Genomic DNA, 19,558 nt, shown 5'->3' with positions numbered 1-19,558 from the left:
GCAGCTTCGCCGTCGGCCGCCCCGCAGCTTCGCCGTCGGCCGGCCCGATCGCGTAGGCTGGCTTTCCCGTGACCCTCGCCAGCCAGGACCAGACCGCCGCGCCCGTGCCGGCCTCGCAGCCCGGGCCCGCCGGAACGCCGGGCCGGGTGCCGTCGGGTCAGGTGCCGTCGGGCCGGCTGGCCCAGATCCGCACCTTCCACCCGCGCCGGGGCCGGCTCAGCGCTCGGCACCTGGACGCGCTGGACCAGCTCTGGTCCAGGTACGGCCTGACCGTCCCGGTTCCGGAGCACTCCGACGACGGTGAGCGGTCCACCGGCGGCCGGCTGGATCCGGTCGAGCTGTTCGGGCGCGAGGCGCCGGTGGTGCTGGAGATCGGTTCCGGGATGGGTGACGCCACCGTGGCGATGGCCGCCGCCGACCCGGGGCGGGACTATCTCGCCGTCGAGGTGCACACTCCGGGCATCGCCAACCTGCTCGCCCTCACCGAGCGGCACAGGCTGACCAATGTCCGGATCGCCCGGGGTGACGCGCTCGACCTCGTCCGGCACCTGCTGCCACCGGACCGGCTCGACGCCGTACACGTCTTCTTTCCCGATCCCTGGCCGAAGCCGCGGCATCACAAGCGCCGGCTGATCCAGCCGGCGCACGTCGCGCTGCTCCGCTCCCGGCTGCTCCCCGGCGGCACCCTGCACTGCGCCACCGACTGGCCGGAGTACGCCGAGAGCATGCGCGACACCCTGACCGCCGACCCGGAGCTGGTGAACCTGTATCCCGGCTTCGCCCCCCGCCCGGCACACCGGCCGGTGACGAAGTTCGAGCGGCGCGGTACGACCGCCGGCCGCCCGATCCTCGACCTGATCTTCCGGCGCCGCTGAGAACGCCGACGACAGAGGCAACCGCACCGAGGCGGGCGAGATCATCTGGACCGGGCCGGAGGATTGGCGTTGCCGAGCCGGGCCAGGCACGATGGACCGGCTATGACGCTCACCGACCAGCTGCCGGGCAGCGCCGACCCCGACACCCTCTTCGACGCGTTCGCCGGTTGGGCGCAGGAGCGTGGCCTCAGCCTCTATCCGCACCAGGAGGAGGCGCTGATCGAGATCGTCTCCGGGGCGAACCTGATCCTGAGCACCCCGACCGGCTCCGGCAAGAGCCTGGTCGCCGCGGGCGCCCACTTCGCGGCCCTGGCCGACGACCGGGTCAGCTTCTACACCGCGCCGATCAAGGCGCTGGTCTCGGAGAAGTTCTTCGCGCTCTGCGAGATCTTCGGTGCCGAGAACGTCGGGATGCTGACCGGGGACGCCAGCGTCAACGAGGACGCGCCGATCATCTGCTGCACGGCGGAGATCCTCGCCAACATCGCGCTGCGGGACGGCGAGCGGGCCGACGTCGGCATGGTGATCATGGACGAGTTCCACTTCTACGCCGAGCCGGACCGGGGCTGGGCCTGGCAGGTACCGCTGATCGAGCTGCCACAGGCGCAGTTCGTGCTGATGTCCGCCACGCTGGGTGACGTCACCCGGTTCGTCGACGACCTGACCCGGCGTACCGGGCGGCCGACGGCACTGGTCAAGAACGCCGAGCGGCCGGTCCCGCTGATGTTCTCGTACGCGATGACGCCGCTGCACGAGACCTTGGAGGAACTGCTCTCCACCCGGCAGGCGCCGATCTACGTCGTGCACTTCACCCAGGCAGCCGCACTCGAGCGCGCCCAGGCGCTGATGAGCGTCAACGTCGCCACCCGGGCCGAGAAGGACATGATCGCCGAGGCGATCGGCAACTTCCGGTTCACCGCCGGCTTCGGGCGTACGCTGTCGCGGCTGGTCCGGCACGGCATCGGGGTACACCACGCGGGGATGCTGCCGAAATACCGGCGGCTGGTGGAGACGCTGGCCCAGGCCGGGCTGCTCAAGGTCATCTGCGGCACCGACACCCTCGGGGTCGGGATCAACGTGCCGATCCGCACTGTCCTCTTCACCGGCCTGTCGAAGTACGACGGCGTCAAGACCCGGCTGCTCAAGGCGCGCGAGTTCCACCAGATCGCCGGCCGGGCCGGCCGGGCCGGCTTCGACACCATGGGCACGGTGGTGGTGCAGGCGCCGGAGCACGTGATCGAGAACGAGAAGGCCCTGGCCAAAGCGGGCGACGACCCGCGCAAGCGCCGCAAGGTGGTCCGGAAGAAGCCTCCAGAGGGGTCGATCGGCTGGGGCCGGCCCACCTTCGAACGACTGGTCGAGGCCGAGCCGGAGCCGTTGACGTCGAGCTTCCAGGTGAGCCACGCGATGCTGCTCAACGTGATCAGCCGGCCGGGCGACGCGTTCGCCGCGATGCGGCACCTGCTGACCGACAACCACGAGGAGCCCGCCGCGCAGCGCCGGCTCATCCGGCGGGCGATCGCCATCTACCGGGCGCTGCTGGCCGGCGGGGTGGTGGAGCGACTCGCCGAGCCGGACGAGCAGGGTCGACGGGTACGCCTGACCGTCGACCTCCAGCTCGACTTCGCGCTCAACCAGCCGCTCTCGCCGTTCGCGCTGGCCGCGATCGAGCTGCTGGACACGGCGTCCCCGACCTACGCCCTGGACGTGCTGTCGGTGATCGAGTCCACACTGGACAACCCGCGTCAGGTGCTCTCGGCGCAGCAGTTCAAGGCCCGGGGCGAGGCGGTGGCGGCGATGAAGGCCGACGGCATCGAGTACGAGGCCCGGCTCGAACTGCTCGACGAGGTGACCCACCCGAAGCCGCTCGCCGAACTGCTGGACGCCGCCTACGAGATGTACCGGCGGGGGCACCCCTGGGTCGCCGACTACGAGCTGCGGCCGAAGTCGGTGGTCCGGGACATGTACGAGCGGGCGATGACCTTCGTCGAGTACGTCAACTTCTACGGCCTGTCCCGCTCGGAGGGGCTGGTGCTGCGCTACCTGGCGGACGCGTACAAGGCGGTGCGGCAGAGCGTGCCGGAGGACGCCAAGACCGAGGAACTGATCGACCTGATCGAGTGGCTCGGCGAGTTGGTCCGGCAGGTGGACTCCAGCCTGATCGACGAGTGGGAGCGGCTGCGCAACCCGGCCGACCCGGCCGCCGTGGTGGTGGACGACAAGCCGCCCGCGGTCACCGGCAACATCCGCGCCTTCCGGGTACTGGTCCGCAACGGGCTGTTCCGCCGGGTGGAGCTGGCCGCCCTGCGCCGTTTCGACGAGCTGGGCGCGCTCGACGCCGAGGACGGCTGGGACGCCGACGCCTGGGCCGACGCGCTGGAGCCGTACTTCGAGGCGTACGACGAGATCGGCACCGGCCCGGCGGCACGCGGCCCGGCACTGCTGATGATCGAGCAGGGCCGGGACCGCTGGACGGTCCGGCAGATCCTCGACGACCCGGACGGCGACCACGACTGGGGGATCAGCGCCGAGGTCGACCTGGCCGCCTCCGACGCGGCGGGCACGGCGGTGCTCCGGGTGACCGAGGTCGGAGCGCTCTGACGGTTTGCCGGCCGGGCGACCGCCCGGGCCCGTCCGACTCGGTGAAGCCCGGTCACGGATCGGCGTGCGGCCCGCGCCGGGGCGGGGCGTTGCCGGTGGACCTTCTCGGCCACCCGCAGCGCCCCGCGTGGGCTAGCGCTGGTCGAAGTGGAACTCGTTGTCAGCTTCCTTGACGTCCGGCACGGGGTCTCGCTGCTTGTCGAGGCGCATCACGTGAGCTCGGGCTGAGACCTGGGTCAGCTTCGCGCCGCTGCTGGCCACGCCGAGCACGAGAGTCCTGGTTTGGCCGGCCGATATCCGGCCCAGCAGGCAGCCGAGGTTGGGCGGCGACGAGCGGGTGTTGGTATCCGCTTCCAGGCAGCTGGTCCATCCGTTGCCCTCGTGGCGCACATTCTGGCCCAGTTCCAACGACAGGAACACGTAGTCCGCATCGGCGGGCCCGGCGTTGCGGATCGTGACGGTGGTGGTGGCGTGCCGCGACCCGTCGGCGGCCTGCGCGCCGTACACCAGGTCGGTGGCGGTCACCCGCAGGTCGGCCAGGCTCGGGTGGGCGGGGAAGCTGGTCGGGCCGCCGGTCTGCGCGAACTTCTCGCCGGTCCAGCCGTACGTGCGCCACTGCCGGACCGCGACAGCCGACCCCCGGCCGCCGACCGGCTCCCGGTCGCCGACCTCGATTCGGATCGAGCCGTCCGGCCGAGTGTCGACCTGGAAGATCCAGCCGACCGGCCGGCTCGTCAGCACCTGGCCCTTGGTGACGATCTTGCCGGTCGTGTCCCGGTCGAAGACCGCAACCTGGGTCTGCACCACGGCCTGGTTGAACTTGCAGCCGATCATGGCCACGGTCTCCTCGGCGCCGTCCCGGTCCACGTCCGCGTAGTCGGCGCTCTGCAACCAGTTGCCCTCCTCCTGAGGCGCCCTGCTCGCGAGCCGGCCCCGACTCTGGCATGGCGCGTCGCCCCACCACCGCGGCAGGTCGAGCTGGACGGCGAGCAGGTCGGCGGTGGTGACGCGGCCCTCCGGCGCGGTCGGGGCGGTGGTGGCGGCGCTCGCCCGCGGACTCACCGACGGGGAGGAGGTCGGGTGCGCGGTGGGCTCGGTCGAGGTACCTGGCGGGGGTGGCGTCTGATCCTGGCTGAGGGCGGCGTACCCGGCCACCGGGCCGACGATGAGCGCCACGGCGACCGCGGCGCCGGTCGTGACCGCGACCCTGCGGCGGTGCCGCACCGTGCTGCGTACGGCGCCCGAACCGGCCGGCGTGACATCGGTCATCCGCTCGCTGCGGTAGGCGGCGAACTGGCTGTTCAGGAAGGTGTCGTCGGCAATCACGGCTGTGCTCCTCGGTCGGTCAGGTGGACGGCCAGCGCGGTCCGGGCGCGGTGCAACCAGGACTTGACGGTTCCCTCAGCCACGCCCTCCTGAGAGGCGATCTCCGAGATGGACATGTCGGCCAGATAGTGCAGGACGACAGCTCGGCGCTGGTTGGGGGGCAGCAGCGCGAGGGCCGCCTCCAGCGCGACACGGTCCAGGCTGGGCGCCGGTACGTGCTCCTCACGCTGCCGGCGCAGGAAGAGCTGAGCGGTACGTAGTCGCCTCCACCGGCTGGTGGCCAGGTTCCAGGCGACCTTGCGGATCCATGCCACCGGGTCCTCGTACTGGACGATCTTCTGCCACCGGGAGAATGCCCGGCAGAACGCCTCCTGCACCAGGTCCTGCGCATGCCCCAGATCGCCGGTGTACGCGCAGAGCTGTACGGTCAGCGCCCGGAAATGGGCCTGGTAGAACGCGTCGAAGTCGACCTCGGGCAGCTTCCGCCCGGCACCTGGCGGCGGCGGTTCGTCAAGACGCGGCGGCGTGGACAATCGCACGACCCCTCCCCCATATTGGTTCCCCGACCGCTGGCCGGGAAGTGCCGGTAACACGTGCCGCTCTCGGATCGGGTTGCAGCCACGTCGCTGTATTCGACTGTCGTCCAGATGCCAGCGGAACTGTCCGACGAGTTCGCGCACGTCGTCGCCTCCGCGCTGTCGAGCGCGACGATTTGGCCGTTGAACCTTTTCAACCTGAACCGCGCGGCGCTCACCCACCGCGTCCGATCTCGCACTGCGACGGACCGCAAGGGGAGTGGAAAAGGTTCATTGATCGGCACCGGCCCGGCGGCCCGCGGCCCGGCACTGCTGATGATCGAGCAGGGCCGGGACCGCTGGACGGTCCGCCCGCCGGCCCGGCGCGGCTGCCCGGCGCCTTGCGGCTGCCTGGCGGCCAGTCCGGCTCCTATCCTTGCCCGCATGACGATCACCGATCACGAGCTGGCCGTCGCGGCGGCGCAGGCAGGGGCCGAGGTGGTGCGCTCGCACTACGGCACCGCGCTGGCCCGGTTCGCCAAGGGTCCGGGCGACTTCGCCACCGCCGCCGACATCGAGGCGGAGCAGGCGATCCTGGCGGTACTGCGCGCCGCTCGCCCGGACGACACCGTGGTCGGTGAGGAGAGCGGCCGCACGGGATCCGCCGGGAACGGTCGGGAATGGCTGGTCGACCCGCTCTGCGGAACACTGAACTACGCCGCCCGCAGCATGCTGGTCGCGGTCAACGTCGCGCTGCGCTCCGGCCCGGAGACCACCGTGGCGGCCTCGGCCGACCCGTTCGGCGCGGAGGTGTTCTGGACCGACGGCACCCGGGCCCGGGTACGCCACGACGGCGTGGACGCCGAACTCCGGCCGTCGGCCGACTCCTGGCTGGTGGACGTCAACCTGGATCCGCCGTTCCCGAACGATCCCGCCTTCCGGGCGGTACGCCTGCTCGCCGACCGGGGGTTCGCCGAGCGGTTCCGCCCACGCGTGATCTCCAGCACCCTCGCGGTGGCCTGGGTCGCGGCCGGTCGGCGGGCCGGGTACGTGACCGACGGCCACCTGCGGAACAGTGTGCATTTCGCCAGCGGGATCGCCCTGTGCCGGGCCGCCGGCTGCGTGGTCACCGGCCTGCGCGGGCAGCCGCTGCACACCGGGGTGGGCGGCCTCGTCGTGGCGGCCGACGAACAGACCCACGCCGCCCTGCTGGCCCTGGTCGAGAGCCAGTTCCTGGCCGGTGCCGACACCCCGGCCTGAGTCCTCCGCGGTCTGCCGGCGGCACCACCGGATCGGCCGCCAGGGCCGAGCCCCCTCCGGCCGCCCTCGGCGAAGCCGATCCGAAGCCGCCGCCGCCTATCGTGCTTCGTGAGGCTTGGGGTTGCCGGGGCGCAACCAGGTAGCCGAGGCAACCGAGAGGAGCCGTGGAATGGACCGGCGAGCGATGTTGACGGGGGCTCTCGCGGTGGGTGCGTCGGTGGTCACGAGTGGCCTCGGACCGCACGGCGCGGTGGGGCCGGCGTCGGCGAGCGTCACGGGTACGACTCAGTCATCGCGGGCCGGACTCGCTCGCCTGCATGCAGCGATGGCGGCGCGCATCGCCAGGGGCGAGCTGCTCGGGATCGTCTACCTCGTTGCTCACGGCGGCGCGGTGCATGTCGACACGATCGGGAGGGTGTCGCTGGACGGCGATGAGCCGATCCAGCGCAGTACACCGTTCCGGATCGCCTCGATGACGAAGCCGATCATCGCCACGGCCGCGATGATGCTGGTCGAGGACGGCAGGCTCGCGCTGGACGAACCGGTCGACCGGCTGCTGCCCGAGTTGGCCGAGCGGCGCGTACTCGCCCGCATCGACGGGCCGCTGGACCAGACGGTGCCGGCGGTACGCCCGATCACGGTCGAGGACCTCCTGACGTTCCGGATGGGGTACGGCATCATTTTCGAGCCGAGCTTCGACCCGCCCTACCCGATCATCAACGCGGCCAACGAGTTGCAGCTCACGATGTCGGCGCCGGACCCGCGTACCCCGCACGGGCCGGACGAGTGGATCCGGCGCTTCGGCACCCTGCCGTTGATGCAGCAGCCGGGTGAGCGGTGGCAGTACAACGCCGGCTCGCTCGTGCTGGGTGTGCTGATCGCTCGCGCCTCGGGCATGCCGCTGCAGGATTTCCTCAGGAAGCGCGTTTTCGGGCCGCTGGGCATGAGGCGGACCGGGTTCTCGCTACCGGCCCGGGAGGCCGCTCGGTTGCCTGGCCTCCACCAGGTGAACCCAGAGACCGGACGGCTGGAGTTGGTGCCGGTCTCCCCGCCGAGCGAGTGGGCCCGGCCGCCGGCCTTCCCGTCCGGCGCGGCGGGGCTGGCATCCACCATCGACGACTATCTGGCGTTCAGTCGATTGTTGCGCAACCGGGGAGTTCACTGCGGTCGGCGCCTGCTGTCGGCGGAGTCGGTCCGGCTGCTCACGACCAATCACCTGACACCGCAGCAGATAGCCGATACCGGGCCGTTCCCGCTCGGCGGGCGCGGCTGGGGTTACGGCATGGGCGTCAGCGTCGTACCGGACGAGATATCGGAGCCCGGCCGCTACGGCTGGGACGGCGGTTACGGCGCCGTGTGGTACAACGACCCCAACCGCGACCTGATCGCGATCGCGTTGACCCAGTCCTTCGACTTCCTGTTCAACGGCGCGGCCGCCGAGTTCCAACGGCTGGCGGCTGGAGCCTGGACACCGGCCGGCTAGGAGCGACGCGGCACGTGCGAGTGAATTCGCGACCCAGATAGGGACTCCGCGGATGTCGCGTCCGCTTGACGGCTGCCGCTGATCAAGGCGCTGACCAGCGGTCCGCAAGGTAGGTCCGGACGCTGGCGGGCCGAAGTGTCCGGACTTACGCTGTGCTACGGAGCGCTACCGGCCGGGTTGCGCGGCATGTCGGGGCCACGCGGATCAGGTCCTCGTTGACGACCGTGGGGCGTCCGCCGGCCCTGCCACATACCTGGGTTCCAACACGAAGACGGGGATCACCCGGTCGGTCTTTTCCTGGTATTCGGCGTACGGCGGATACGCGGCGACCGCGCGCGGCGGTGCGCCCCGACCTCCACCTGCGCCACTGCGGGCCGCAAGGGAAGGTTGAAAAGGTTCATTGTGCCGGTCGGCCGGGCTGGGCTCTGCCCGGTGCTGGTGGTCCTGGGCTGGGGTAGGCCACGGGTGACCGCAAGGTATTCCGGACAGCTCGCAAGATCACTCGCAGACTAACCCGACGCTCGCAAGATTCGTCCGGACGCGACACCGGATGTCGCGTCCGGTTCTAAGTTGCGGATGATCAAGACGCTGAGCAGCGACTCGCAAGGTAGGTCCGGATGCCGGCGAGCCCAATCGTCCGGACCTACCTTGCGGATTTCCGGTCCCAGCCGTCGGCGGAGGGACCCCGCCATGGCGCTGACCAGCAGCTCGCAAGGTAACCCGGACACTCGCAAGGTTCGCGCGGACGCGGCACGCAGTGTCCGCTCCACGCGGGGATGGCCAATGCCTGTGTCGCTGAGGTGGGATCGGCCAGGTTCGTCCGGACTGTCTTGCGGTCGTCCGTCCGGGGCAACCTGGCCAATCCCCGTCGTACTGCCGCTAGTGAGGTTGCTCGACGTACAGGAAGCGAACCGCACTGAGGATGACGCCGACGCTGGCCACGAACGCTGCGTCGGCGACGCCAAGGGTGTGAGGCAAGCTCATGCCGTCTGGGTCATGCTGATGACAGCGTGCCCGTGAGTTTTTTGAGGCTCGGGACCGTCAGGGCGGTAAGAAAGCCCACCAGAAGCATGGTCGCGACCGCGAACCCCACCTGGGATGGTGTGGGGGTATCGGTGAGTCCAGCACAGATCTTCAAGACCTCTGCCACAGCGGTAGCAACGGCAACAGCGACAGCGCTGCCCGCCCATCGCGGAGATGGCTGGCGTTGCCGACGCTGCCCGGACATAGAAAAGACTCTAGCTTCCTCGTGCTCATCGTCGCCGAGACGCATGCCTCGGGTCGATCACCCGGTCGAGCTCCCGCCGCGCGAAGCCGACGTTGTACTCAGCCGCCAGCCTGCCACCCAGGCCGTGCACTGCACGCAGCACTCCGGCACCGTACCGGCTGGCCATCTCCCGCCGGACGTGGCCAAGCCGTTGGCCACGTTCAAGCGGACGGGCCACCTTCGCCCGGACCGAACAGAAAAGATGTCCGATCCAGTTGAAGTCTGCGAACCGTCGGCCGGCTGACCAGCGCTGCGCAGAGTAGATCTGACCGATCCGGCCGGGATTGGTCAGAACTACCCTGCGATTTCGGTGGATCTTGTTGGTTTGAGTCGGCGGTGGGTGGAGGAATTCTCCGGCTGGAGTGGTCAACGGCGGTACCGTGTTGCTGGGCTTCCGTGCCAGGTGCGGGATGCGCTCACCACTATGGCCGGCGCACCCGGGCCGGCAGCGGCGCGTGCGCCCGGGCCCAAGAGATGGTGGTTTCCGCGCCGACGTACCCGAGCCGGAACCCATCCAGCGCCACGTCAGACGCGTCGGAGCCATGCCTAGACTTTCCCGGACACTCGCAGCGTTGGCGCGGACACGGCAGTCGGTGTCGCGTCTGGTTGCGGATAGCGGACGCGGGACAACCGAGCACAGAGACGTCCGCACGTACCTCGCGGACCGCCAGGTCAGCCGGACGTACTTTGCGGTTCTCGGGCAGTAGGGTCAAAGTGGGCGGGTGGCGGGGCAAGTATGGGCAGCGGCACACTGGTTTCATGATGAGTGAGGCTCCGGACCTCCTGCTGGCTGTCGGGCGCGAACTTCGGTTGCGGCGCTTCATGGGACCGCTGCCGTTCGACGTGGATCAGTGGACGCGGCAGGCCCCGGAGTGTGACCTGCCCAGGCTGGAAGACGCCGACTCCGGATACCACTTCGAGGTTCGCAACGTCCACACCCTGGGCACGTTTTTCAAGCTGCGGATCGGAAGGGACGGGAAGCCGTGTCTGACAGTGGGCAGTCTCACCGGGCCGCGGCCTTACCCTGCGGATCTGGACGGGTGGCGGGCGGTGGTCGCCGAGTTCAACCAGGTGGCCGACAAGTCGGTCTTGTCCCCGAGAACGTACATCTGGCTGCACGGCCATAGGGACCCTGTTCGCCAGGCCCATGCCGAGGACCAGGCACGACTGGAGGAGGCCATGGGAAGACTCGGCTGGCCCTCTTCGACGGCGCCCTTCGCCGGCCCCGCGGAGTAGTCCGGACGCCGCAAGGTCCGTACGGACCCGACAGTCGGTATTGTCGCGTCCGCCTGAAGCTTGCCGCGGCGGCGCTGCGCTCGGCATCCGCCAAGGTCGCCGCGACCGCTACCTCTCCCGCGTACCCGGTCGGAGTCAAACCCGCCCGGCAGGCCGCCGCAGGAACTTCACGCATCTCCTCGTCCGCCGGCCGGACGTTAAGGCAGTTCAACCGCCCGGACGGCATCCGCGCCCGGTTCCGGGTCACCGGCACCCCGGAGCTCGTCAGAGAATCGACGCTCATACCACGGCATCCTGCTCTCCAGTGACGCCGTCTTTCGGCGACCAACTCGGCGCGTACGGGCGACTCGCAACCTGTTCCGAACGGCTCGCAAGATCACTCGCAGAGTTCCCCGGACACTCGCAGGGTCCACGCGAAAGCGACAGCCCTGTCGCGTCGGGTCGAAGGTTGCGGATGATCAAGACGCTGCCCGGTGACTCGCAAGGTAGGTCCGGACACCGACGGACCGGAGTGTCCGGACCTACCTTGCAGATTCCGGCGCTGTACCGACGCCAGTGAACCGGGCTGTCGATAAACGTCCTGGTCCTCGCTCAGTCCCGCAACCTAGTGCTGTGACCGCGAACGTTGGCCGGGTTGGGTGACACGCCGGTCGGCGTTCGCGGGTTGGCTGTACTCGGGGGTTCAGGCTGTCGAGATGGCAGAACCTGTTCGGGCTCGCCGGCTCAGTGATGACGAGGGCCGGCGATTACAGCAGATCGTGCGGCGTGGGACGGGTTCTCCGATCCGGCTGCGGCGGGCGATGGTCATCATGGCCTCCGCCAGCGGTAACACGGTTCCGGCGATCGCCCGCTTGGTCCAGGGTGATGAGGACGCGATCCGGGAGGTGATCCACCGGTTCAACGAGATGGGCCTGGCCTGCCTGGACCCTCGGTGGGCGGGTGGCCGTCCCCGCCGAATCAGTGAAGACGACGAGGCGTTCATCGTCGCGACGGCCACGACCCGACCACAGGCCCTCGACCAGCCGTTCACCCGCTGGAGCCTTCGGAAACTCGCCGACTACCTGGCCCACAACCACGGCACCCGCCGGGTGACGATCGGCCGTGAACGGCTACGGGAGTTTCTCCACAAGCACGAGATCACCTTCCAACGCACGAAGACGTGGAAAGAGACCAACGACCCCCAGGCGCAGGCGAAACTCGCCCGGATCGAGGAAGTCACCACCTCGTTCCCGGACCGGGTCTTCGCCTTCGACGAGTTCGGGCCACTGACCATCCGCCCGCACCCCGGCGCTTCATGGTCGGCGCGAGGTCACCCCGACCGGCTCCCCGCGAACTATCACAAGCTGCACGGGGTCCGGCAGTTCCACGCCTGCTACAGCGTCGGCGACGACACCCTCTGGGGCGTCGTCCGGACCCGGAAATCCGCGACCAACGCCCTCGCCGCCCTCAAGTCGATCCGCGCTGCCCGACCGGACACGGCACCGATCTACGTCATCCTGGACAACCTCTCCGCGCACAAGGGCCACCGGATCAAGGCATGGGCAGCAACCAACCGGGTCGAGTTGTGCTTCACCCCGACGTACTCCTCCTGAGCGAACCCGATCGAGGCCCACTTCGGCCCGCTACGCACCTTCGTCGTGACCGCTCGAACCATCCCAACCACACCGTCGCCACCCGCGCCCTGCACGCCTACCTCCGCTGGCGCAACACCAACGCCCGCCACCCCGACATCCTCGCCGCACAACGCCGCGAACGAGCCCGAATCCGTAGCGAACGCCAACACCGATGGGGCCAAACCACCACCCGAGCAGCATGACCCAACCCGGCCAACGTTCGTGGTCACAGCACTAGCTAGGCGGCCGTAACGCGGGCGCCTGGAAGCGTTCTGCGTGCTCGACCGTCCACTGTGCGAACGTGCGCGCCGGGCGGCCGGTCACCTGCTCGACGGTGTCGACGACGGCCGTGGAGGCATCGTTGGGTGCGGAGTACCAGCCGATGACATATTCGGCGTCCGCCCGGGATTCACCGGTGGCCACCAGCCTGTCGACAGCCTGTTCGTGCGTGATCGGGACGAAAACGATGTCGCGGCGGATTGCCCGGGACAGGATCGCGATCCGTTGGCGCGGGGTCAGCGACTCAGGCCCGGTGAGGTTGTAGACACGCCCCGCGTGGCCATCGTCGAGCAACGCGACTGCCGCCACTGCCGCTATGTCGGCCTCGTGGACGAGCGCGCTGGGAAAGTTGTATGGCTCGCGCACGTTCCCCTCGGTCCGAACCGATTCGATCCAGTTGAACGTGTTGGACATGAACTCTTGCGGTTCCAGGCGTGTCCACTCCACACCCGAGTCCGCTACAGCTTGCTCGACCGGCCCCACGTCACCACCCCACACCACGGTGATGCGCCGCACACCTGCACCAACCGCCCGCCGCACCAAGTCGGGCCCGACCTCGGCGAGCCCCGCCGTCACCGTGATATGCAACCGACTGGCGCCATCGAGGGCGGCGTCCAACGACTCCGGTGTCGTGTGCGTGCCGGCCACCAGTTCCACCTCAGCCGGAAACCTTCTCGCGGCCGCAGCCGGATTCCGCGTCAGTGCCCGAACGGGCTCTCCTCGGCGGACCAGTTCTGCCACCACGTGTCGGCCGGTGTTCCCGGTGGCACCCGTAACCAGCGTTGTCACAGTCGAACTCCCTTCGTCGCCGACGACGCTAGAACCTCAACTGCGCTCAAGGTCAAGGAGCCGAAACCTGCGCCGCTTCTCGACCAGCGGCGGGACAAGTTGGTGCGGACGGACGAGGGCAGCTACATCCAGATCTACTGGCACCTTTCAAGGTCCGTCGGCGGATTGCCAGTGAGGCGTCGAGAGTCGCCTGTTGGCGTGCCGTCGATGCCACAACACAGCTACCAACCCGGCGCGTACGGGTGACTTGCAAGCTATTCCGGACGCCTCGCAAGATCACTCGCAAGGTAACCCGGACACTCGCAAGGTTTGCCCGGACGCGACACCGGATATGACCCTTTTGGGCTGGGCGGAGCGGCGGAAATCAATTAGAATGTGTGTACTAAAACGGCTTCTGAACTGGGAGGACAGCCGTGCCAGAGTCTGTCGCCACCGCGCCTACTGCCGCCCCCCTCCCCTACGCCACCCTGCTCGCCTTCACCCGCTACGTCGACCGCACCGGCCCGGCCAAGGCGACGTTCGTCGGCGGCCTGCGCAAGCAGCGCGCGAGCCGCTCCGGCTTCAACCCGCACGGGCAGCTCGTCAAGGCGCTCAAGACCGACATCGCGTTCCGGACCGGCGGCCGTCACCTGGCCGAGATCGCCGGGGTGGTCAAGCCGCGCTGGCGCCCGCTCTACGAGGCGCTGGTCCCGGGCGCGGTGAGCTACCTGCACTCGCTCGGCGACCTGTCGACGGTCGAGCTCGCCCAGACGCACGACGCGCTCGGGATGGTCGGCGAACTGCCGGTGAAGGTCAACCCGCACCTCGGCCTGCGCTACGACGACGGCCGGCGGGAGGCCGTCCGGCTGCACTTCGACGAGCAGCCGCCGAGCCAGGAGGCACTGCTGGCCACCCTGCACCTGATGGGCCGGCAGATGGACCAGGTGCTGCCCGGTGCCGAGCCGGTGCTGGTCGACGTGCGCCGGGGCGTCGCACACCACTGGGACGCCGCCGTCCGCCCCGACCAGGTCGAACGCTGGCTTGCCGGCGAGGCGGCCGCCTTCACCGCCATCTGGTCCACCGCCGCCTGACCGAGGCGGGGATCGCGCTGTGTCCCGGAGGTAGTGCTGTCGGCCAGCCGTGGGTTCCGGTTCGCTGAAGTAGCGCAATCTTGAGGCCGTACCCTGCCCCGGCGTGCCAGGCACGCCGGGGCAGCTTCGTCCGGTCAGATCGTCAGTGACCAACCGTCCAGGCGACCGCCGTACGGGGCCGCAGCGTCCTGCACCCGCAGGCGCCAGCCGCCGTTGCGGGCCTCCGACGAGAGGTTCACCAGGTAGACCTCGTTGAGCGGTGACCCACCGACGACCCGGTTGCGCAGCAGGTAGGAGCTACCGTCCGGGGCGACCAGCCGCAGCACGAGGTCGGCGACCCGGCCGTGCGAGATCCGCACGGCGATCGCGCTGGTCGTCGAGGCATTGCCCGAGCAGCCGGCGAGGGTGATGGGGCTCTGCACCGTGCCGAGGTCCGGAATGGCCACCCCGGTGGCGTTGCTGCCGGCACAGGCCGTCGGCGTGCCGGCGGTCAGGTTCAGCGTCCAGGTGTCGAGTTGGCCGACGTCCAGGGGTGCCGCGTCCTGCACCCGCAGCCGCCACCGGCCGTTCGCCGTCTCGCTGGACAGGTTGACCCGGAAGGTCTGGTCGATGTTGTCCTCACCGCCGCCCGTCCGGTTGTGCAGGACGTACCCGCTGCCGTCCGGCGCCACCAGGCTGACCACCAGGTCGGCGCGGAACGTGTGCAGGATCCGCACCCGCACGGTGCTCGACGCCGACGCCCGGCCGGGGCAACCGGAGATGGTCACCGCGCTCTCCACCGTCGACAGGTCCGGGATCCCGACGTCGGTGTTGTTGGTGCCGGTGCAGCCGCCGGGGTTCGTGACGGTCAGCGTGTACCGGGCGGTCCGGGTGGCGTACGGGCCGGTGCCGGTGACCGTCACCGGGTAGCTTCCGGGCAGTGCCGCCGAGCCGACCCGGATCGTCAGCACCGACGACCGGCCGGCGACGACGGAGGCCTGGCTGAACGTGGCGGTGGCACCCCTCGGCAGTCCGGCGGCGGTCAGCGCGACCGTCTGGGCCGAACCGGCGGTGACCCGGGTGCGCACCGTCGCGGTGACCGCGCCGCCCGGGCCGGCCGAGCCGCTGCCCGGGGTGACCGTGAGGGCGAAGTCGTGGGTGGGCGGCGGCACGTCCGCGACGTAGAGCAGGACGTTCGGCGAGCCGGGGCCGGGATTGGTGACCAGTCCGGGGGTGCCGCCGCCGACCAACAGGTCACGCACCTGCTGCGGGGTGTACGACGGGTTCTGCGCCAGCACGAGCGCGGCGGCGCCGGCCACGTGTGGTGAGGCCATCGAGGTGCCGTCCGCCGCCCCGCTGGAGGTGTCGGTGGCGATGGTGGACGAGACGATCGCCACCCCGGGGGCGAAGATGTCGACGCAGGTGCCGTAGTTGGAGAAGCTGGCCCGGGCGTCGGTACGGCCCGGGCCGCCCTGGAAGCCACCGGTGGCCGCCACGGTGATCGCGGCGGGGACGCTCGCCGGTGAGCCGCCGCAGGCGTCCACGTTCTCGTTGCCGGCCGCCACGGCGTAGCTGACGCCGTCGGCGATCGAGTTGGCCACCGCCGTGTTGGCGGCGCTGTTCGCCGGCCCGCCGAGGCTCATGTTCGCCACCGCGCGCTCCCCGGGATCGTGGTCGCCGGTTACCCAGTCGACGCCGGCGATCACCTGCGCGTAGGTGCCGCTGCCGGTGCAGTCCAGCACCCGTACCGCGACCAGGGTCACGCCCTTGGCGACCCCGTACTCGGCGCCGCCGACGGTACCGGCGACGTGGGTGCCGTGCCCCTGGCAGTCGCTGGCGGGTCCACCGTCGATCGCGTCGAAGCCGGAGATTGCCCGGCCGCCGAAGGTCTGGTGGGTGAGCCGGATCCCGGTGTCGATGACGTAGGCCCGGATTCCGCTGCCGGTGCTCGGGTAGGTGTAGCTGTTGTCGAGCGCCAGCGGGCGCCGGTCGATCCGGTCGAGACCCCAGGAGGGGGTCGGGGTCTGCGTACCGGTGAGCCGGACCCGGTGGTTCTGTTCGACGTACGCCACCGACGGGTCGGTGGCGAGCCGGCGGGCGGCCTCGGCGGAGCCGGTGAACTCGAACCCGCGCAGCGCGTGCCGGTAGGTGCGAGCCACCTTTCCGCCGGCCCGCGCGGCGAGTACGCCCGCCCGGTCGGTCACCGAGTCGGCGCCGACGGACGCCTCCTCGAGGACCACCAGGTAGCTTCCGGTGACTGCGGTGGCGCCACCGGAGTGCCGGATCGTGCCGCCGGCCGGTGCCGCGGCCGCAGGTGCCACCACCGCCGTGCCGAACAGCCCGGCGGTCACCGCGACGGCAAGTCCGGCGGCGATTCTTCTCGTCCGCCGCTGACCTGATGTGCTGGCAATTCTCATCGCCATTCTTCTCCCCTCCTGCCGATGGCCGGGGCTCGCGCGACGGTGCCGCGACGCCGCCCCGGAAAACGGCTAACGGGACACTACGAGGGGTATTTGAATACTGGCGGACAGTAACCGACAGCAGGTCAGTCGGTATCTGGACCGGGCGCGGCCGTTACCTTTCGGCGGCCGGGACTACCGGCGGAGGGTCAGGATCAGGTCGGCGACCAGCGCCGTCCAGCCGGTCTGGTGCCAGGCACCCAGCCCGGCCCCGTTGTCGCCGTGGAAATACTCGGGAAAGGCGATCAGGTCCTTCCAGTCCGGATGGGTCTGGAAGAGTTCGGCGACGCCGTAGATCGGGCGGCGCCCCCAGGCGTCCGGCACGAAGAGCGCGATCAGCCGGGCGGAGAGGTCGTCGGCGATCTCGGTCAGCGTGTGCTTGTTCCCGGACCGGGTCGGGTACTCGACCAGCAGGTCGTCGCCGAAGAACGCCGCGTGGTCCCGGAGTGCGGAGATCAGCATGAAGTTGGTCGGCATCCAGATCGGGCCACGCCAGTTGGAGTTGCCGCCGAAGAGCCCGGAAGTGGACTCGGCCGGCTCGTAGCCGACGGTGAACTCCTGCCCGCCCAACTCCACCGCGAACGGCCGCTCCAGATGCCGGCGGGAGAGCGTACGCAGCCCGTACGGGGAGAGGAACTCCTCCTCGTCCAGCATCCGGGCGAGCAGCCGGACCACCTGGTCCGGGCCGACCATGGAGAGCAGCCGCTGCTGCCGCCCGTCACCACCGAGCCGGCGACCGCCGATCACCCGGGCGTACTCCGGCTTGTTGGCCAGGAACCAGCGCAGCCGGGCGGTCAGCTCGGGCAGCCGGTTCAGCGTGACGGTGGTCAGCCGGGTGATCGCGGCCAGCGGCAGCAGGCCGACCACCGAACGCACCTTGAGCGGCGTACTGGTGCCGTCCGGCAGCCGCAGCACGTCGTAGAAGAAGCAGTCCTCCTCGTCCCAGAGTCCCTGGTCGTAGGCGGCCGCCGCGATGTACGCGAAGTGCTCGAAGAACTTCGTCGCGATGTCCGAGTACGTCGGGTCGTGCACCGCCAGGATCAGCGCCATGTCGAGCAGGTTGAGCGCGTACATGGCCATCCAGCCGGTGCCGTCGGACTGCTCCAGCACCCCGGCCACCGGCAGCGCGGCCGACCGGTCGAACGGGCCGACGTTGTCCAGCCCGAGGAAGCCGCCCTCGAAGACGTTGTTGCCGCCGATGTCCTTGCGGTTGACCCACCAGGTGAAGTTCAGCAGCAGCTTGTGCATCATCCGGGCCAGGAAGTCGAAGTCCCGGCCACCGTCGATCTCGAAGACCTTCAGCGCCGCCCAGGCGTGCACCGGCGGGTTCACGTCACCGAACGCCCACTCGTACGCCGGGATCTGCCCGTTCGGGTGCAGATACCACTCGCGGAGCAGCAACAGCAGTTGCGCCTTGGCGAAGCCGGGATCGACCCGGGCGATGGTGACGCAGTGGAACGCCAGGTCCCACGCGGCGTACCAGGGATACTCCCAGGGGTCCGGCATCGAGATGACGTCGAAGCTGTTCATGTGCCGCCAGGAGCTGTTCCGGCCGTACCGGTGCCCGTCCGGCGGCGGCACGGCGGCCGGGTCGCCGGTCAGCCACTGCTGCACGTCGAAGTGGTAGAACTGCTTGCCCCACATCAGTCCGGCGATCGCCTGCCGGGCCACCAACGTCTCCTGCGGGGAGGCGCCGTCCGGGATCAACCGGGCGAAGAACTCGTCCGCCTCGGCGCGTCGGGTCGCCATGACCGCGTCGTGCTCCGCCCCGAGGTCGAGCGGAGGCGCGGGCTCGCTGGCCGGCGGCGGGGCGGTCCGGGTGAGCCGCAGTCTGATCGTCGCCTCCCCCCGGGCCGGTACGTCCAGCACGTAGTGCAGTGCCCCCTTGGTGCCCTCACCGGCCGGGTTGACCGTGTCGGCGCCGTTCACCACGTGGTCGTTGATGCCGTCCTTCGGGTACGCGCTGCGCCCGGGCAGTCCCCACAGCCGCTCGGTGTTGGTCTCGTTGTCGCAGAGCAGCGCGGCCGGCTCGCCCTCGCCTTCCAGCACGAGCTGGCCGAGCACCCAGTGCTCGCCGACCAGCCGGCCCGGGGTGCCGTGCAGCTTCGGCACCTGGGCGCGGCCGGGCAGCCCCCACGACCAGGTGTTCCGGAACCAGAGGGTGGGCAGCACGTGCAGGGTGGCCGGCTCGTCTCCCCGGTTCGCCACCCTGATCGAGACGCACATGTCGGTCGGCGACGCCTTGGCGTAGTCGACGGTCACCGCCCAGTACCGGTCGTCGTCGAAGATGCCGGTGTCGACCAGCTCGTACTCCGGCTCGTCCCGGCCGCGCGCGGCGTTGACCGCGACCAGTTCGTCGTAGGGGAAGGCGGCCTGCGGATAGTGGTAGCGCCAGCGCATGAAGGAGTGCGTGGGCGTGGAGTCCAGGTACCACCAGTAGTCCTTGACGTCCTCGCCGTGGTTGCCGCCGTCGCCGCCGAGCCCGAACATCCGCTCCTTGAGGATCGGGTCCGCGCCGTTCCACAACGCCAGGCCGAAGCAGAAGGTCTGCCACTCGTCGCAGATCCCGGCCATCCCGTCCTCGTTCCACCGGTAGGTCCGGGACCGGGCGTGATCGTGCGGGAAGTAGTCCCAGGCGGTGCCGTGCTCGCTGTAGTCCTCCCGGACCGTGCCCCAGGCCCGTTCGGCCAGGTATGGCCCCCAGGCCCGCCACGGCTCCTCGCCGGCGTCGGCCTCGGCCAGTCGGGCACGCTCCGGATCCAACCCGGAACGCTCCGCATCCCGCCCGTCAACCATTCGACTCCTG

12 protein-coding genes and 1 pseudogene are annotated in these 19,558 nt (G+C 70.0%); 7 read left to right on the top strand and 6 right to left on the bottom strand.

Translation table 11 applies throughout. The features are described from left to right. Nucleotides 1-146: 146 nt before the first annotated feature. Nucleotides 147-875, top strand: coding sequence for a tRNA (guanosine(46)-N7)-methyltransferase TrmB (gene trmB / locus ACQEVC_RS21870; RefSeq protein ID WP_432891617.1), 729 nt, complete (start codon nucleotides 147-149; stop codon nucleotides 873-875). A gap of 102 nt (nucleotides 876-977) precedes the next feature. Then, nucleotides 978-3,476, top strand: coding sequence for a DEAD/DEAH box helicase (locus ACQEVC_RS21865; protein ID WP_432880425.1), 2,499 nt, complete (start codon nucleotides 978-980; stop codon nucleotides 3,474-3,476). A gap of 132 nt (nucleotides 3,477-3,608) precedes the next feature. Here ACQEVC_RS21865 and ACQEVC_RS21860 read toward each other — a convergent pair whose 3' ends face one another. Continuing rightward, entirely contained in the window at nucleotides 3,609-4,802 is a 1,194-nt protein-coding gene (locus tag ACQEVC_RS21860) for a hypothetical protein (protein WP_432880422.1), read from the bottom strand. Beyond that, nucleotides 4,799-5,341: a SigE family RNA polymerase sigma factor gene (locus tag ACQEVC_RS21855; protein WP_432880420.1), complete on the bottom strand. Its 543-nt coding sequence runs from the start codon at nucleotides 5,339-5,341 to the stop codon at nucleotides 4,799-4,801. The genes ACQEVC_RS21860 and ACQEVC_RS21855 overlap by 4 nt, the downstream gene beginning before the upstream one ends. A 420-nt stretch (nucleotides 5,342-5,761) precedes the next feature. On the opposite strand from ACQEVC_RS21855, the gene ACQEVC_RS21850 reads away from it, so the two are divergent. Then, a complete protein-coding gene (locus tag ACQEVC_RS21850) occupies nucleotides 5,762-6,577 on the top strand; it encodes an inositol monophosphatase family protein (protein WP_432880417.1) in 816 nt (271 codons plus the stop codon). 325 nt (nucleotides 6,578-6,902) lie between these two features. Continuing rightward, entirely contained in the window at nucleotides 6,903-8,060 is a 1,158-nt protein-coding gene (locus ACQEVC_RS21845; RefSeq protein ID WP_432880415.1) for a serine hydrolase domain-containing protein, read from the top strand. Nucleotides 8,061-8,264: 204 nt separating this feature from the next. On the opposite strand, the gene ACQEVC_RS21840 is transcribed toward ACQEVC_RS21845, so the two are convergent. Next, on the bottom strand, nucleotides 8,265-8,540 hold the full coding sequence (locus ACQEVC_RS21840) for a nitroreductase/quinone reductase family protein (RefSeq protein ID WP_432891615.1): 276 nt from the start codon (nucleotides 8,538-8,540) through the stop codon (nucleotides 8,265-8,267). A 1,546-nt stretch (nucleotides 8,541-10,086) separates the two neighbouring features. On the opposite strand from ACQEVC_RS21840, the gene ACQEVC_RS21835 reads away from it, so the two are divergent. Further along, nucleotides 10,087-10,563: a hypothetical protein gene (locus ACQEVC_RS21835; RefSeq protein WP_432880413.1), complete on the top strand. Its 477-nt coding sequence runs from the start codon at nucleotides 10,087-10,089 to the stop codon at nucleotides 10,561-10,563. A gap of 695 nt (nucleotides 10,564-11,258) precedes the next feature. After that, a pseudogene (locus ACQEVC_RS21830) lies at nucleotides 11,259-12,379 on the top strand (IS630 family transposase). Between the two features lie 31 nt (nucleotides 12,380-12,410). On the opposite strand, the gene ACQEVC_RS21825 reads toward ACQEVC_RS21830, so the two are convergent. Beyond that, a complete protein-coding gene (locus ACQEVC_RS21825; protein WP_432880410.1) occupies nucleotides 12,411-13,244 on the bottom strand; it encodes an NAD(P)H-binding protein in 834 nt (277 codons plus the stop codon). A gap of 413 nt (nucleotides 13,245-13,657) precedes the next feature. Here ACQEVC_RS21825 and ACQEVC_RS21820 point away from each other — a divergent pair, with 413 nt between their 5' ends. After that, entirely contained in the window at nucleotides 13,658-14,314 is a 657-nt protein-coding gene (locus ACQEVC_RS21820) for a hypothetical protein (protein WP_432880408.1), read from the top strand. Between the two features lie 134 nt (nucleotides 14,315-14,448). On the opposite strand, the gene ACQEVC_RS21815 is transcribed toward ACQEVC_RS21820, so the two are convergent. Together ACQEVC_RS21815 and ACQEVC_RS21810 are read right to left on the bottom strand one after the other, a co-directional pair. Then, nucleotides 14,449-16,716, bottom strand: a complete 2,268-nt coding sequence (locus tag ACQEVC_RS21815; RefSeq protein ID WP_432880405.1) for a S8 family serine peptidase — start codon at nucleotides 16,714-16,716, stop codon at nucleotides 14,449-14,451. 171 nt (nucleotides 16,717-16,887) lie between these two features. Continuing rightward, nucleotides 16,888-19,548, bottom strand: coding sequence for an MGH1-like glycoside hydrolase domain-containing protein (locus tag ACQEVC_RS21810; protein WP_432880402.1), 2,661 nt, complete (start codon nucleotides 19,546-19,548; stop codon nucleotides 16,888-16,890). Between the last annotated feature and the right edge of the window lie 10 nt (nucleotides 19,549-19,558).

The organism is Plantactinospora sp. CA-294935 (assembly GCF_050936445.1).
In the GTDB taxonomy this organism is placed as follows: domain Bacteria; phylum Actinomycetota; class Actinomycetes; order Mycobacteriales; family Micromonosporaceae; genus Plantactinospora.
This window is presented reverse-complemented; position numbering and strand designations above follow the sequence as displayed.